16 protein-coding genes are annotated in these 14,509 nt (G+C 39.0%); 11 read left to right on the forward strand and 5 right to left on the reverse strand.

Annotated features, from left to right (window positions below):
* Window positions 1-37 precede the first annotated feature (37 nt).
* From gatC to ACHJH3_RS07465, 9 genes are read left to right on the forward strand one after another with little or no spacing between them, the layout of a single operon-like run.
* Window positions 38-325 carry an Asp-tRNA(Asn)/Glu-tRNA(Gln) amidotransferase subunit GatC gene (gene gatC, locus ACHJH3_RS07425; RefSeq protein WP_407064265.1) on the forward strand — a complete coding sequence of 96 codons (288 nt, stop codon included), beginning with the start codon at window positions 38-40 and terminating at the stop codon, window positions 323-325.
* Window positions 326-330: 5 nt separating this feature from the next.
* On the forward strand, window positions 331-1,413 hold the full coding sequence (locus ACHJH3_RS07430; RefSeq protein WP_169940536.1) for a type IV pilus twitching motility protein PilT: 1,083 nt from the start codon (window positions 331-333) through the stop codon (window positions 1,411-1,413).
* Window positions 1,414-2,025, forward strand: a complete 612-nt coding sequence (locus ACHJH3_RS07435) for a CvpA family protein (RefSeq protein WP_407064266.1) — start codon at window positions 1,414-1,416, stop codon at window positions 2,023-2,025.
* 3 nt (window positions 2,026-2,028) lie between these two features.
* A complete protein-coding gene (locus tag ACHJH3_RS07440; RefSeq protein WP_169940532.1) occupies window positions 2,029-2,484 on the forward strand; it encodes a Fur family transcriptional regulator in 456 nt (151 codons plus the stop codon).
* Window positions 2,485-2,498: 14 nt separating this feature from the next.
* Window positions 2,499-4,007, forward strand: coding sequence for a lysine--tRNA ligase (gene lysS / locus ACHJH3_RS07445; RefSeq protein WP_407064335.1), 1,509 nt, complete (start codon window positions 2,499-2,501; stop codon window positions 4,005-4,007).
* The gene (locus ACHJH3_RS07450) at window positions 4,004-5,248 is read left to right on the forward strand and encodes a serine hydroxymethyltransferase (protein WP_407064267.1); all 1,245 of its coding nucleotides are present in this window, start codon (window positions 4,004-4,006) and stop codon (window positions 5,246-5,248) included. Before lysS ends, ACHJH3_RS07450 begins: the two co-directional genes overlap by 4 nt.
* A complete protein-coding gene (locus ACHJH3_RS07455) occupies window positions 5,248-5,790 on the forward strand; it encodes a DUF1882 domain-containing protein (RefSeq protein WP_169940526.1) in 543 nt (180 codons plus the stop codon). The genes ACHJH3_RS07450 and ACHJH3_RS07455 overlap by 1 nt, the downstream gene beginning before the upstream one ends.
* A gap of 9 nt (window positions 5,791-5,799) precedes the next feature.
* The gene (locus ACHJH3_RS07460; protein ID WP_407064268.1) at window positions 5,800-6,699 is read left to right on the forward strand and encodes an SPOR domain-containing protein; all 900 of its coding nucleotides are present in this window, start codon (window positions 5,800-5,802) and stop codon (window positions 6,697-6,699) included.
* On the forward strand, window positions 6,699-7,484 hold the full coding sequence (locus ACHJH3_RS07465; protein ID WP_407064336.1) for a shikimate dehydrogenase: 786 nt from the start codon (window positions 6,699-6,701) through the stop codon (window positions 7,482-7,484). Before ACHJH3_RS07460 ends, ACHJH3_RS07465 begins: the two co-directional genes overlap by 1 nt.
* Before the next feature lie 40 nt (window positions 7,485-7,524).
* Here ACHJH3_RS07465 and ACHJH3_RS07470 read toward each other — a convergent pair whose 3' ends face one another.
* Complete coding sequence (locus ACHJH3_RS07470; protein WP_407064269.1) at window positions 7,525-7,782, reverse strand: hypothetical protein; 258 nt, start codon at window positions 7,780-7,782, stop codon at window positions 7,525-7,527.
* A 7-nt stretch (window positions 7,783-7,789) separates the two neighbouring features.
* Window positions 7,790-9,247, reverse strand: a complete 1,458-nt coding sequence (gene pyk, locus ACHJH3_RS07475; protein ID WP_407064270.1) for a pyruvate kinase — start codon at window positions 9,245-9,247, stop codon at window positions 7,790-7,792.
* A gap of 165 nt (window positions 9,248-9,412) precedes the next feature.
* On the opposite strand from pyk, the gene ACHJH3_RS07480 reads away from it, so the two are divergent.
* On the forward strand, window positions 9,413-10,489 hold the full coding sequence (locus ACHJH3_RS07480) for a TRAP transporter substrate-binding protein (RefSeq protein WP_407064271.1): 1,077 nt from the start codon (window positions 9,413-9,415) through the stop codon (window positions 10,487-10,489).
* Window positions 10,490-10,701: 212 nt separating this feature from the next.
* Here the strand turns inward: ACHJH3_RS07480 and recR are convergent, their stop codons facing one another.
* From recR to ACHJH3_RS07495, 3 genes are read right to left on the reverse strand one after another with little or no spacing between them, the layout of a single operon-like run.
* Window positions 10,702-11,274, reverse strand: a complete 573-nt coding sequence (gene recR / locus ACHJH3_RS07485; protein WP_407064272.1) for a recombination mediator RecR — start codon at window positions 11,272-11,274, stop codon at window positions 10,702-10,704.
* Window positions 11,258-12,520: an ArsS family sensor histidine kinase gene (locus tag ACHJH3_RS07490; RefSeq protein ID WP_173031975.1), complete on the reverse strand. Its 1,263-nt coding sequence runs from the start codon at window positions 12,518-12,520 to the stop codon at window positions 11,258-11,260. The genes recR and ACHJH3_RS07490 overlap by 17 nt, the downstream gene beginning before the upstream one ends.
* Window positions 12,520-13,191 (reverse strand): response regulator transcription factor, encoded by a 672-nt coding sequence (locus ACHJH3_RS07495; RefSeq protein WP_169940512.1) that lies wholly within the window; start codon window positions 13,189-13,191, stop codon window positions 12,520-12,522. The genes ACHJH3_RS07490 and ACHJH3_RS07495 overlap by 1 nt, the downstream gene beginning before the upstream one ends.
* A gap of 175 nt (window positions 13,192-13,366) precedes the next feature.
* Here ACHJH3_RS07495 and dnaJ point away from each other — a divergent pair, with 175 nt between their 5' ends.
* Window positions 13,367-14,509, forward strand: coding sequence for a molecular chaperone DnaJ (gene dnaJ / locus ACHJH3_RS07500; RefSeq protein ID WP_407064273.1), 1,143 nt, complete (start codon window positions 13,367-13,369; stop codon window positions 14,507-14,509).

Raw genomic sequence — 14,509 nt, forward strand, 5'->3', positions numbered from 1 at the left:
GATATAATGCACTAAAATTTGAATCAAATGAGGCATTATGCAGATAGATGATGAGTTACTTGCTAAGCTAGAAAAGCTTAGTTCGCTTGAAATAAGCGAGGATAAACGAGGGGAGATTAAGAGGCAACTTACTGAAATTTTGACCTTTGTCGATGTTTTAAACGAGCTTGATTTAAGCAGTGTCGAAGCTGTGGTAAGTTCCATAGACGGCGGTACTTTGCTTAGGGAAGATGTTGAGATCAAATCAGACGTAATAGATTCGATTTTAAAGCATGCTCCGGCAAGAAACGAACACTTTTTTGTTGTTCCTAAAATCATAGAGTGATCGCCATGACAGAGACTGGAAAATTTAGCACAAATTTAGAAACGTTTTTAAAGACTGTTGTTTATAACAAAGCGAGTGATTTACACCTTGTCGCAAGAAGTGCGCCTCAAATAAGAATAGACGGCACTTTAAGACCTCTTGAAATGGGAGTTTTGACTGGCCATGACATACAAGATATCTGTTATGCTCTCATAACTGATGCCCAAAAGAGTGAGCTGGAAGAGAAAAAAGAGCTTGACTTTGCTATAGAGTTGCCTAATATCGGACGTTTTAGAGGCAACTACTACTACACTATGAACGGTGATTTAGCGGCGGCATTTCGTATAATTCCTACTGAGATTCCTTCGCTTGACGATCTTAGAGCGCCTTCGATCTTTAAAGAGATAGTAAAGCGCGAAAAAGGCATGATACTTGTTACAGGACCTACGGGAAGCGGTAAATCAACCACTCTTGCGGCGATGCTCAATGAGATAAATTTAAATGAAAGAAAACATATAATAACCATCGAGGATCCGGTAGAATTCGTCCATGAAAATAAAAAATCCCTATTTTCTCATAGAAATATAGGCACGGATACGCATTCTTACGCACAAGCGCTTAAATACTCACTTCGTGAAGATCCCGATATAATACTTGTAGGCGAGATGCGTGACAGAGAGACTATATCTATCGCCATAACTGCTGCTGAAACGGGACACCTTGTCTTTGCCACTCTTCACACCAACTCGGCAATACAGACTATAAACCGTATTATAGACAGTTTTGAAGGCGGAGAGCAAATTCAAGTAAGAAACATGCTATCCGTTTCGCTAACGGCGGTTATCTCTCAAAGCCTTATGCCTAAAAACGGCGGAGGGCGTATAGCGGTTCATGAGATTTTGATAAACAACCCTGCGATTGCTAACCTCATAAGAGAGAACAAGGTTCATCAAATTTACTCTCAAATGCAACTAAATCAGCAAATGACAGGCATGACTACTCAAACTCAAGCTCTAACTAAAGCCGTAAGATCGGGTCAGATCACAAAAGATATGGCGATGAGATATTCAACAAGCCAGCAAGAATTAGCCGGCGTGATAGGAATGTAGATGGATTTTGCTAATATAAGTATTTTTGATATCTGTGTGGGTGTTCTTGTTTTGATGCTTGGCATAAAGGGCATTATGCACGGTCTTATAAGAGAAATTTTTGGACTCATAGGACTTATAGGCGGTATCGTAGTTGCAAGCAGATTTGTAAATGAAGCGGGCAAATTTATAAACGATAAAATTTACAAGCTTGATAACGACTCCATAATACACTTTGTAGGGTTTTTATCCATACTTATAGTTTTTTGGGTGGTTTGCTTAGCTATAGGTATGTTTTTATCAAAGCTTTTAGATCTAAGCGGTCTTGGGATTTTAAACAAGATCGGCGGATTTATAATGGGGAGTGCGAAAATTTTCTTAATATTTGCAGTTTTGGTAGTAACGGTGGCTAATATCGGAGTGCTGGACAGCAAGCTAAAACCGTATCTGAAAGACAGCGTACTTTATCCCGTGCTTTTACAAACTGGCAAATGGATAATGAATATAGACGTAAATGAAGTAAAGCAAAATATACAAAACACTATACAACCACCTATAAATACGATATTAAAAGATGAAATTTCGATTGATTCAAACAATACCGTAGATAGCAACACAACACAAAAGGAGTAAAAGATGATTGAAAATTTAGAATATGACGCACTGCTTGAAAAATTCAAAAAAGTTTTAAAAGAAAATGGGCTTAAATATACTCAGCAGCGTGAAGTTTTACTAAAAACTCTTTATAATAATGACGAGCATTTTACGCCTGAGAAATTATATCTGTTTATCAAAGAGGCTCACCCTGAGCTAAATATAGGCATCGCAACAGTTTATAGAACTCTAAATTTGCTTGAAGAATCAGAGATGGTTACTTCAATCAGCTTTGGCTCTCAAGGCAAAAAATTTGAACTTGCCACAAAGCCTCACCACGATCATATGATATGCAGACGTTGCGGCGTCATAATAGAATTTGAAGATCATACCATAGAAAAAAGACAGATGAATATAGCAAAAGAACACGGATTTAAACTAACCGGCCATATGATGCAACTTTACGGAATTTGTAAAGATTGCAGCAAAAAAATTTAAAAGGTAAAGTAGTGATATTTGAAAATCAGCTGGAAATTCAAAGATTAAAAACTATCGAGGAGCTAAGACAAATGGGTATAAACCCATATCCTCACTTCTTAAGACGAGATATGAATATCTCAAAATTCAGACTTAAATTTAACCATATCAAAGATACCGAGTCAAAGAGTGCCGAAGGGCAGTTTGTAAGCCTTGCGGGTCGCGTTAAACTAATACGCGATGCAGGTAAAGCGATATTTGCCAATATCGAAGATGAAGATGGAAATTTGCAAATTTATTTTAGCAACAAGACTCTTGATCCAGACTGGTTTAAAGTCGTAAAGAAAAATATCGAAGTAGGCGACATCATATTTGTTAGAGGCTATGCCTTTGTAACTAGAACGGGCGAATTTTCTATGCATGTTAGCGAACTTACTCTAGCTACTAAGGCTATCTGCCCGCTTCCTGAAAAGTATCACGGGCTTGTGGATATCGAGACTAGGTATCGCCAAAGATACCTTGATATGATCATGAATCCTGAGGTAAGGACGGATTTTAAGAAGCGCTCTATCATCGTTAGCACTATAAGAAGATTTTTTGAAGATAAGGGCTTTTTGGAAGTTGAAACTCCGATGATGCACCCGATAGCAGGCGGAGCTAACGCTAAGCCGTTTGTAACTTTTCATAACGCTCTTGGTATAAATCGCTATATGAGAATTGCACCTGAGCTTTACCTCAAGCGTCTTATAGTAGGAGGATTTGAAGCCGTTTATGAGATGAATAGAAATTTCAGAAACGAGGGCATGGATCTAACTCACAATCCTGAATTTACAAGTATCGAATTTTACTGGGCATATCACACATATCACGATCTTATGGGACTTACGGAAGAGCTGTTTGGAGTGTTGTTCGATAAGCTTGATATGGAAAAAGTTATAGAATTTGATGGTATGCAGATTGATTTTTCAAAGCCGTTTAAGAGGATGAGTTATAAAAAGGCTCTTATTGAAGTAGGCGAAATTTCGGCAGATGTAATTGAAGATAAGGATAAAATTTTAGCTAAGTTAAAGTCCGATGGATTTGAGGCAAACGCCAAGCTTGATTTGGGTCATTTGCAAGCTGAGCTTTTTGATAATTACGTAGAAAGCAAGCTTATAAATCCGACTTTCATTATAGATTTTCCTATTTCTATTAGCCCGCTTTCAAGAAGAAGCGACACTAATTCTGAAATAGCCGAAAGATTTGAGCTCTTTATCGCAGGACGAGAGATAGCAAACGGGTTTAACGAGCTTAATGATCCGATTGATCAGTATAACCGCTTCTCTGAGCAAATTAAAGCTAAAGATGCCGGCAATGACGAAGCGCACGCCATGGATGAGGATTACGTAAAGGCTCTTGGATACGCTATGCCACCGACCGCAGGGCAAGGTATAGGCATAGATAGACTTGTTATGCTACTAACTAATAAAAAATCCATTCGGGATGTGGTGTTGTTTCCTGCGATGAGACCTCTTAAAAACGAAATCAAGGAGAATGAAAAATGAGTTTACAAAACTATGATAAAGAAATTTTTGACTTAACACAAGCCGAACTAAAGCGCCAATGCGATCATTTAGAGATGATAGCTAGCGAGAATTTCACCTATCCTGAAGTGATGGAAGTGATGGGCTCAATCCTTACAAACAAATACGCCGAGGGTTATCCTGGCAAACGCTACTACGGCGGATGCGAATTCGTAGACCAGATCGAGCAGATCGCTATAGATAGATGTAAAGAGCTTTTTGGTTGCGAATTTGCAAACGTTCAGCCAAATTCGGGCTCTCAAGCAAACCAAGGCGTATATGGAGCGCTTTTAAATCCGGGAGATAAAATTTTAGGTATGGATTTAAGCCACGGCGGACACCTTACGCACGGTGCAAAGGTAAGTAGTTCTGGTAAAATTTATGAGAGCTTTTTTTACGGAGTTGAGCTTGACGGCAGGATAAACTACGAAAGAGTTCTTGATATCGCTAAAATCGTAAAACCAAAAATGATAGTTTGCGGAGCTAGTGCTTATACAAGAGAGATTGAATTTAAGAAATTTCGCGAGATAGCCGATGAGGTTGGTGCGATATTATTTGCGGATGTAGCTCACATCGCGGGACTTGTCGTTGCAGGCGAGCATCAAAATCCGTTTCCGCATTGTGACGTGGTAAGCTCGACGACTCACAAGACGCTAAGAGGACCTCGCGGCGGTATCATAATGACAAACAACGAAGAGTATGCTAAAAAGATAAATTCGGCGATTTTCCCCGGAATTCAAGGCGGGCCTCTCGTGCATGTTATCGCAGGTAAGGCGGTAGGATTTAAGCATAACTTATCTCCTGAGTGGAAAATTTATGCAAAGCAAGTTAAAGCAAACGCTAAAAAACTAGGCGAAGTGCTAATGGCTAGAGGATACGATCTAGTAAGCGGAGGTACTGATAATCACCTAATCTTAATGAGCTTTTTAAATAAAGAATTTAGCGGTAAAGAGGCTGATATAGCTCTTGGAAATGCAGGAATTACTGTTAATAAAAACACGGTTCCGGGCGAGACAAGAAGCCCGTTTGTAACAAGCGGAATTCGCGTAGGAAGCCCAGCGCTTACGGCTAGAGGAATGAAAGAGAGCGAATTTGAGCTTATCGCAAATAAGATAGCTGATGTGCTTGATGATATAAATAATACAGAACTTCAAAGCAAGATAAAAGCCGAACTAAAAGAGCTTGCGAGCAAATTTATCATCTATGATAGAGCAATGTATTAATGCAAAATATAGATATAACGCTAATTAAGATGATCACGACCCATTATTGGGTTAAGCGCGATAATATCGTAAATAAGATTGATCACAAAGGAAGGATATTTTTTAATAAATTTGAAAAAATTGACGAACCGTTAAATTTTCAAGTGATAAAAGATCATAACGAAGGCAAGATTATTGCAGCGCACTCTTTGATAAGTGCAAGCGATAAGGTTGAAAATATCGTATTTGATTATAACGGACGCACGCCCGAGCGATTTTGGCACAGGGCACAGTTGTTGCTTAGAGAAGAGGGGTATATAAATTTTACAGCGTATGAGACCAAGACACCTGGGCATTTGCACCTATATATACATAAAGGTCACACAACGCTAAATGAAGGCTATCAGCTGGCAAGCAAGCTATCCATGCTTTTGTCTCAGCGGCTAGCAAAGGAGTGGAGAGTGTTTCCGACACTTGAAGTTCCAAGAGATTTTAACATACTTACTTTGCCTTATAAGGTCTATCAAAAGGAACGTGGGGCATCGTGGTCTAAGCATATGTAAGGAGATAAGATGGAATATAATGAATTACGAGATATCATGCTCGAAAAAAATGATGAAAAAAAAGGTAAAAACACAAAGAAAATTTTAATGCTAATCGCGCTGGCGCTTATAGTATTTTTAGGTGTTTTGGTTGCGATGAAAATTTTAAACTCAAGCGGACAAGATAATACTGTAGCGCAACCTGATTCAAGATTAGTGCTTCCTCCAGAACCGCAGGCGCCTAAACCTACGCCTCCTGCTACAACCCAAGATGGTGCTTTAGCTCAAAACGAAGCTAAGCCGGTACCTACTCCTGTGCAGCCAAAGCCTGAAGAGCTGGCTAAAAATGACGAGTTGTTCCAGCAAGTTCCTATCATACCGGAAGGAAAGACGCAAGATAGTTTTGAGGATATGGTTAAGGCTTTAAAAGATAAAGATTCTAAGCATAAGCAAGAACAAAATTTAAGCGTTGAACAAGAGTCTAAGACTATACAAAAAGTTATAGAACCCGAGAAAAAAGCTAGCGAAACTACTAAAAAAGCAGACGCTAAAGCGGAAAAATCTGCAAAGCAAGAGCCTAAAATAACAGTAGTTAAGCCAAAAGAAGAAGTTAAAAAGCCTGAGAAAAAAGCAGAGCAGCCTAAAAAAGATACACCTGCTTCTAAAGCCGACTCAAAAGATCCTAGTGTAACTCCGCCTAGCGGGACTTATATCCAAGTATTTGCCGTTAGTAAATTTGATGAAAATTCAGCAGAGATAAGAAAGCTTAAGGCAAACGGTTATACTTATAATCTCTACGGAACTACGGTTAAAGGAAACAAAGTAATTAAAATTCTAGTAGGTCCTTATAGTAGCAAAGAGCTTGCGGGCGAGCTAGCTAAAATTAAGAAAAACATTGCAAGCGGTGCATTTATAGTAAATATTAAGTGATGAAATTCTTTACCGTTTTTGGAAATCCTATCTCACACTCCATTTCGCCGAGGCTTCATAACTTGGCTCTTAGCGAAATGGGGCTTGACGGAGTTTATTCAAGATATCTGCTTGAAGACGGATCAAATTTAGTCAATAAATTTAAAGAGCTAAAACTTAACGGAGCCAATATAACCGTCCCTCACAAGGAGATAGCTCTAAATCAATGCGACGTAGTTGAAGAAAGCGCCTTAAAAATCGGCTCTGTAAATACAATCGTTTTAAAAAATGATGAAATTTACGGATATAACACGGATGCGCTCGGGTTTTTAAAAGCGATAGAAAATTTTGGCGAGATAAAATCAGCCCTCATCTTAGGAGCGGGCGGCACCGCTAAAGCGGTTGCTTATGCTCTTAGTAGCGCAAATGTCGATGTTTGCGTATTAAATAGAAGCTTGGCTAGGCTAGAAAATTTTGGCGAATTTAATAAATTTACTTGGGATAAATTTAAAATTCGTGATTTTGATTTGGTAGTAAATACTACTTCCGCAGGATTAAATGACGACAGCCTGCCAGCGCCAAAAGAAATTTTACAAGATGTTTTATGCCAAAGCAAATTTGCCTTTGATGTTATCTACAATAAACCTACTCCGTTTTTAACCTTAGCCGTTTCGCTTGGAGCTACCGCTAAAAACGGAAGCGATATGCTTCTTTATCAAGCGGTTTTAGCTCTAAATTTATTCTATTCAAACGAACTTGATGAAAGCAGGATAGAAGTCTCTATGAGGAAAGCTTTCTTACTTTAATTGCGCCTGCTGATTTATTAATTTTTACAGACAAATTTATCTACTGAGATTTCTCTAAATTTAGCCTTTTAAGCTCGGTTAAAATTTGCTTTTGAAGCTCATTTTGCTCCTTTAAAAGCATTAGCATATCATCTTGCTGCTTTGAGAGCTTTTCGGTAACTTTTGTTTGGCTATCGGTTAGGATAAATCTTTGAATTCGATCCACATTTAAAAACGGCACGATTAGAAAACCTATGATAATAGCAAGCACAACAGCGATGATTGCACCTATTTTAAGCCATTTTTTTATACTCTGCATTTTTGCCTCACTTCTCTAAGCTGTTTGCCACATCGATGTAATAATCGATCTGATCTTGCTTTAATATACGTATAAGGTTGGTGCTACCCTCAACTCCGGCAGGATATCCCGCAGTCATTATGTAAGTCTTATCTTTTTGGATAAATCCAAGATCGCACGCCTTTTTGGTTGTTTTGGCGATGATTAAATTCAGCATATCCTGCTCAACCGTAAACGCAGGTATCACGCCCCAAGCCAGAGTTAGCGAATGAGCCGTCTCTTCATCGTGAGTAACTGCGATGATATCGATATCCGTGCGGTATCTTGCCATTTTTATAGCCGATTTTCCCGAGCCCGTTACTGAAAGTATGCCGTCAACCTTAAGCTGAGTAGCAAGGCGTGTGGTGCTGGAGGCGACCATGTCGGTCTCATCGTAGTAGCTAAAAGCGTCAAATTTATTAAAAGGATAAATTTGCTGCACTTGTACGATAGTATTTCTCATAGCTTTTACGACCGCTACGGGGTTTTTGCCTATGGCGCTTTCTTCGCTTAGCATGACTGCGTCGGTACCGTCAAGGATGGCGTTAGCCACATCGCTTATCTCGGCTCTTGTTGCAGTTTCATGCTCTGTCATGCTTAGCATCATTTGAGTCGCCGTGATGACTGGTTTGGCCGCTTCGTTTGCTTTTTTGATGATTAGCTTTTGTATGGTTGGCACCTTGTAGTAAGGTACTTCTATGCCAAGATCTCCACGCGCAACCATGATGCCGTCGCTTACCGCTATGATCTCGTCTATATTTTCTACGGCGTCAAATTTCTCTATCTTGGCGTAAATTTTAGCTTTTGAGCCAAAGGTTTTTAAAATTTCTCTTGCTTTGATGATGTCGTTTGCGTTTTGCACGAAGGATATCGCTACGAAATTTACCCCGTTTTGAGCGCCAAATTTAAGATCTTCTTTGTCTTTTGGTGTAATAACTTCGATATTTATCTTTGTATTTGGGAAATTTACTCCCTTGTTTGAGCTTAAAATTCCGTTATTTTCTATCATCGCCTCTACGACTTTTCCGCTTTTTATGACTCTTGCACGGATTGAGCCGTCATATAAGTAGATGTATTCTCCTTCTTTTAATATAGGCAAAATTTGAGGCTGGTTGATGCTTAGTTTGTAGCGATTTTGTGCAGTTTGCTCGCCTAGTATTTCAGTGCCGTAAACCTCTATGATATCGCCCGCTTTGAGTGCAAAAGGCTCTTTGAGCTTACCTATCCTTATTTTTGGTCCGCAGATATCTTGAAAGATGCCGATGCGATAGTTTAGCTTTTTTTCTATTCTTCTTATCTTTTCTATATTTGCTTTGTGATATTCGTGCGTGCCGTGGCTGAAATTTAGTCTAAACGCATTTACTCCGGCTTCTACAAGCTCTTCAAGTATCTCTTCGCTTTCGCTGGCGGGTCCGATAGTCGCTAGAATTTTTGTCTTTTTTATCATAGTTGCCCTTGATTTGATTTTGGTAATTCTATCTAAATTTTAGAAACAAAATAGTTACAATTCGTAGCTTTTAACGAAAAACTAAACTTTTATCTACACATTTTTATAAAGCCTCTTGCAAAATTTTATATAATTCCTAGATATTTTTAACCTAAAGGAGAGATAATGTTTTTAAACGCGATGAAGCCAAAAGCGGTTTTAGCTGTTTTATTAACGATGGCTGCCGTAACTTTTGGCTTTGCGGACGGCAAGACGTATAAACTTAAAGTAGCCAGCACTTGGGAGAGCACTACACCGGTGCTTGGAGATGCGATTAAGGAATTTAAGCGCCTTGCCGAAGAGATGTCTGGAGGAAGGCTTGAGATAAGAGTTGATCATCCGTCAAAGCACAAGTCGCCATTTGGCATACTTGATTTTGTAAAGAGCGGACAATACGATATCGGACACACGGCTTCTTATTATTACAAAGGAAAAGACGCAAGAACGATGTTTTTTACCGCACTTCCTTTTGGTATGACGGCAAGCGAGCTTCGCGCTTGGTATGAATTTGGCGGCGGCAAAGAGCTTGAGGCTAAAGTTTATGATAGATATAACATCAAAGTATTTAACGCGGGCGACACAGGCACTCAAATGGGCGGTTGGTTTAAAAAAGAAGTTAAAAGCTTAGATGATCTCAAAGGCCTAAAAGTGCGAATTCCTGGCTTTGGCGGCGAGGTTATGGCTAAACTTGGCGTAGTGATAAACACAATTCCTATCGGCGAGCTTTATATGGCGCTTGAGATGGGGACGATTGACTCTGTAGAGTGGGTAAGTCCTGCTTTTGATATGGGGCTTGGCTTTCATAAGGTTGCTAAATTTTACTACACCGGCTGGCAAGAGCCAAGCGGTCAGACTCAGTTTTTCGTAAATAAAAAGAGCTTTGAAAAGCTACCTGCGGATCTAAGAGCGATTTTAGAAGGAGCTATGAATAAAGTTGCAAGCGATCTTTTCACAAAGGCGTATTATGAAAATAGCGAATTTTGGAACAAGATGAAAAGCGAATTTCCTGATATTCAGGTTAAGTCATTTCCTGAAGATGTGATGAGTGCGCTTAAGAAGGCGACTGATGAAATTTTAGACGAAGAGGCGAGCAAGGACGCGCTGTTTAAAGAAATTCTTGATTCTCAAAGAGCGTTTTTGAAAAAAGCTAGAGAGTGGACTAAAATTTCTGAGTTTTCTTATATAGAAAAATCTTCAAAATAATCAACTTAAATTTACGGCTTAATGCCGTAAATTTTAAATCATACAAAGAGATAATCCACAAATTTAAGCTGAACTATCGGCTTTTAAAATTTAACTTACGAATTTTAGAAATTTGAATTTGTGCCAAAGCAAGGCTTGTGGCTTAGCATGTGGTTTGTTTGATTTTATATTTCAAAGCTTTTATGAGCTTTCTTTGCAGATTAAGCGTAAATTTATACCTGCGTTCTGCTTTCAATCGCCTTCATAAGCGATAGTAGATCGATATTTTCAAGGCTAACTCCTGTCGGAACTCCTTGAGCTATCTTGCTAAATTTTACATTTAGATCTTTTAGCTGATCTTCGATAAAGAGCATAAGCGCGTCGCTGTTTATGTTTGGCGTGAATGCGAAGATTATCTCTTGGGTGCCGTTTTTAACTATCATGTTTTCAAGCTTGCCGATATTTTCAGGAGTTATCTCATCAAGCACGAAATATAGCCCGCCATAAATTCCATTTTGCTCAAGCACTAAGATATCTTTTGCGTTTTCCACTACGGCTACAAGGGTACTGTCGCGCTTTTCATCGCTGCAGATATCGCATATCTCGTTTTCGCTAAGCCCGCCGCAAATTTGGCACTTTCTTGTAAATCTAACAGCATCTTCTATGCTTTGAGCAAGTTTTAGCCCGCCAAAAGTATCTTGCAAGCAGACGTGATAAGCAAAGCGTTGGGCTGATTTTTTGCCGACTCCGGGAAGCTTTTCAAACGCGGACACAAGCTCGTTAAATTTCTCAAGCCCTTTTTTCAACTGCTTCCTTTGGTTTTGTATTTATGCAAAAGATGTGATAACCGTCTTTGTAGGAGTATGTGAGGCTAAATTTGTGCATCTTGCAAATTTGTTCGATGATGTATAGTCCAAGCCCCATTCCTGCGCTTTTGCTATTTTTTTCTCTGATAAAAGCTTGCATATAATAATCAATCGGTTTTTCAAGCGGTTTGCCCAAATTTTTAACGTAAATTTCGTTTTTATCACAGATTATATGAGCTTTTTTATCGTCGGCGTACTTTATGGCGTTATCTATCAAATTTTTAAGCGCTAGAGTAAAGAGCTGAAAATCCACGCGAAGCAGCATGTCGTCGTTGATCTCGCAGGATACTTTTTCTTCGAATTTATCAAGCATGAGCATATCTTTAACCTGATCCATGATGATAGAAAAGAAGCACTCTTGGTAGTTGAGCGCATAACTTTTAGATAATAGCTGCTCGATTTTAGCAAATTCGTTTATAAGCATATCAAGCTTTTCAAATATGGTTATTAGCCTGTTTTTTTGCGTTTCGTTTTGCACCATCTCAGATACTATCCGCCCCTTGCCGATAGGGGTTTTTAGCTCGTGCATAATAGTTCTTAAAAACAGTTGGCGCGAGCGAATAAGCTCTCTAATCTTGCTTGCGGCGTTATCAAATTCGATCGCAACCCGTGAAATTTCGTCATCCGTTTTTACTGTTTTTGGAGAGATTATCTCTACGTCCATGTTGCCGGCGGCAAATTTTCGCATATCGTTACCAAGTTTTTTAAGCGGAGCAAGCGAGTTGATAACCGAAATATATAACGATACAAGTAGGGTTGTCGTGATAAAAAATCCTATCCAAAGCGGATCGTTTATGTTTTTAGCGTCATTGCTCTCAAGCAGAATTTGAAAGGCTGAATTTTTGATATGCAAAAAAACGTTGTCTTTGTAGTGGATTGATTGCATCATGCCTATCGGGGTTTGCTTGGCTTGGACCACATGCCCGTTTGCGATGATGTCTGCGGCTAAATTTTTATTATCCACATAGGTTAAACCGAAATTTTTAAAATACTGCGAGAGGTCGCTTGGCGGATTTGAGCGCTCATAAAGATCGACAAGATAAGTTATTGCACTCATCTGCTTGTCTTTAGTCTTTTCGAGCATATCGTTTAGTTGTATGTTGCCAAAAGTTAAAAGCAACATACAAACAAGCGAGAAAGCGATAGCAAATACTACCGTTATTTTCGTGGTTATAGAGTAGCGTATCATCCTACGAGTTTATAGCCTATTCCTCTTACCGAAAAGATATGTTTAGGGCTTTTTGAGTTATCGCCTATCTTTGCCCTTAATCTTCCTATGATGACATCTAAGCTCTTTGAGTCTTTATCTTTTAAGCTTTTACAGTTATATACCAGCTGCTCGCGAGATACCGAAAAGCTGTGTTGCTTGATAAGATAAGTAAGTATCTCGTATTCTGCAGGAGTTAGGGTCAGAGCCTCGTTATTATAGTAAATTTCATGTCTTTTTTCATCTATTCTAAAGAGAGAATCAATCGTCTCTTCAACGCTTTCGCTAGTCTTTTTGTATCTACGAATTAAGCTCATGATGCGAGCGTGCATCTCTTTTGGATCGTATGGTTTTGGCAGGTAATCATCAGCACCTATTTGAAGACCTACTACCTTATCGCTTATATCGCTTCTAGCTGAAGAGATAATGATAGGTATATCGTATTTTTCGCGAATTTCTTTGCAAACTTCAAGTCCGTCCATTCCCGGTAACGTAAGATCAAGAATGATCAAATCATAATTTTTTATCCCCGCACTTAGTCCGAGGTAAGGATCTTCGAAATTTGTAACTTTGATATTAAAACTATCTAGATATTCAGACAAAATTTGAGCAAATTCCGGATCATCTTCAATCATTAAAACATTAATCATTTTGTTTCCTTTCTTACTATGATAGCGCAATTATAACTAAAAATTTTAAAATTATAGAAAACACAAAATCAACTCGTACCGCTCGTATATTTGATTAAAAAATGATAAATAAAATTTAATTTAGTTTAAATAGGATAAAATCGCCTTTTAAAATAGACGAATTTAGGAGATTTTTTTGGAGATTGATTACTACGAAATTTTAGAAATCAGTAAAACAAGCGATCAAGAAACTATAAAAAAGGCGTTTAGAAAACTTGCTCTTAAGTATCACCCGGATAGAAACCAAGGAAATAAAGAGGCCGAAGATAAATTTAAGCTTATAAACGAAGCTTATCAGGTGTTAAGCGATGAGGAGAAAAGGAGCATTTATGATAGATATGGCAAATCAGGCCTTCAAGGCGGCATGGGCGGCTTTAGCGGATTTGGAGCGGATTTTGATTTGGGAGATATATTTAGCTCGTTTTTTGGCGGAGATTTTGGCGGCACAAGCAGGAAGAAAAGAAGCCTGGATAAATATCCGCTTGACTTTGAGATATCAATAGGGATAGAATTTAACGAAGCGATTTTCGGTATAGAAAAAGAGCTTGAGTATAAAGTTAAAAAGCCGTGCGCAAGCTGTAAGGGTACAGGCTCGAAAGACGGCTTACACCAGACTTGTCCGCATTGCCACGGAAGAGGTCGCATAAGCCAGCAACGCGGATTTATGAGCTTCGTGCAGGAGTGTCCGTATTGCCACGGTACCGGCGAAGTAGTAAAAGAGCGATGCGGTAAGTGTAGCGGCGTAGGATACGAAGAAGAAAAGCATAGCGTCAAGATAAATGTCCCTGCAGGCGTTGATGACGGTATGAGGATGAGAGTTAGCGGTAAAGGTAATGTCTCGGTTGACGGAAGCAGAGGAGATCTTTACGTAAATATCTCTGTTGAGCCGGATGAGCACTTCGTAAGAAACGGTAATGATGTTTATATCGAAATTCCTGTGTTTTTTACTCAGGCGATGCTTGGCGAGACGATAACTATACCGACGCTTAAGGACACGACTGAGCTAAAATTGCCGATAGGGGCTAAAGATAAGCAGCAATTTGTCTTTGAGAACGAAGGCGTAAAAAGTATAAATAGCAAAAAAGTAGGTCGCTTGATAGCTCAAATTTCGGTTCAAACTCCAAGTAAGCTAAATGACGAGCAAAGAGAGCTTTTAAACAAGCTTCAGGCGAGTTTTGGTATAGAAGGCGGCAAAAGTAGTGCCGATGAAAGCGTCTTTGATAAGGTTATAAACTGGTTTAAAGGCGATAGTTCGCAAGAAAAAAAGAGTGATAAATAA

The sequence above is a fragment of the Campylobacter canis genome, assembly GCF_045504005.1.
Taxonomy (GTDB): Bacteria; Campylobacterota; Campylobacteria; order Campylobacterales; family Campylobacteraceae; genus Campylobacter_A; species Campylobacter_A canis.

What these genes read in the sequence shown, in the direction of transcription:
- ACHJH3_RS07435 (WP_407064266.1), top strand. Translation starts at nt 1,414, where the DNA reads ATGGATTTTGCTAATATAAGTATTTTTGATATCTGTGTGGGTGTTCTT.
- ACHJH3_RS07460 (WP_407064268.1), top strand. Translation starts at nt 5,800, where the DNA reads ATGGAATATAATGAATTACGAGATATCATGCTCGAAAAAAATGATGAA.
- ACHJH3_RS07470 (WP_407064269.1), bottom strand. Translation starts at nt 7,782, where the DNA reads ATGCAGAGTATAAAAAAATGGCTTAAAATAGGTGCAATCATCGCTGTT.
- ACHJH3_RS07440 (WP_169940532.1), top strand. Translation starts at nt 2,029, where the DNA reads ATGATTGAAAATTTAGAATATGACGCACTGCTTGAAAAATTCAAAAAA.
- ACHJH3_RS07495 (WP_169940512.1), bottom strand. Translation starts at nt 13,191, where the DNA reads ATGATTAATGTTTTAATGATTGAAGATGATCCGGAATTTGCTCAAATT.
- ACHJH3_RS07465 (WP_407064336.1), top strand. Translation starts at nt 6,699, where the DNA reads ATGAAATTCTTTACCGTTTTTGGAAATCCTATCTCACACTCCATTTCG.
- ACHJH3_RS07430 (WP_169940536.1), top strand. Translation starts at nt 331, where the DNA reads ATGACAGAGACTGGAAAATTTAGCACAAATTTAGAAACGTTTTTAAAG.
- ACHJH3_RS07455 (WP_169940526.1), top strand. Translation starts at nt 5,248, where the DNA reads ATGCAAAATATAGATATAACGCTAATTAAGATGATCACGACCCATTAT.
- pyk (WP_407064270.1), bottom strand. Translation starts at nt 9,247, where the DNA reads ATGATAAAAAAGACAAAAATTCTAGCGACTATCGGACCCGCCAGCGAA.
- gatC (WP_407064265.1), top strand. Translation starts at nt 38, where the DNA reads ATGCAGATAGATGATGAGTTACTTGCTAAGCTAGAAAAGCTTAGTTCG.
- ACHJH3_RS07450 (WP_407064267.1), top strand. Translation starts at nt 4,004, where the DNA reads ATGAGTTTACAAAACTATGATAAAGAAATTTTTGACTTAACACAAGCC.
- ACHJH3_RS07480 (WP_407064271.1), top strand. Translation starts at nt 9,413, where the DNA reads ATGTTTTTAAACGCGATGAAGCCAAAAGCGGTTTTAGCTGTTTTATTA.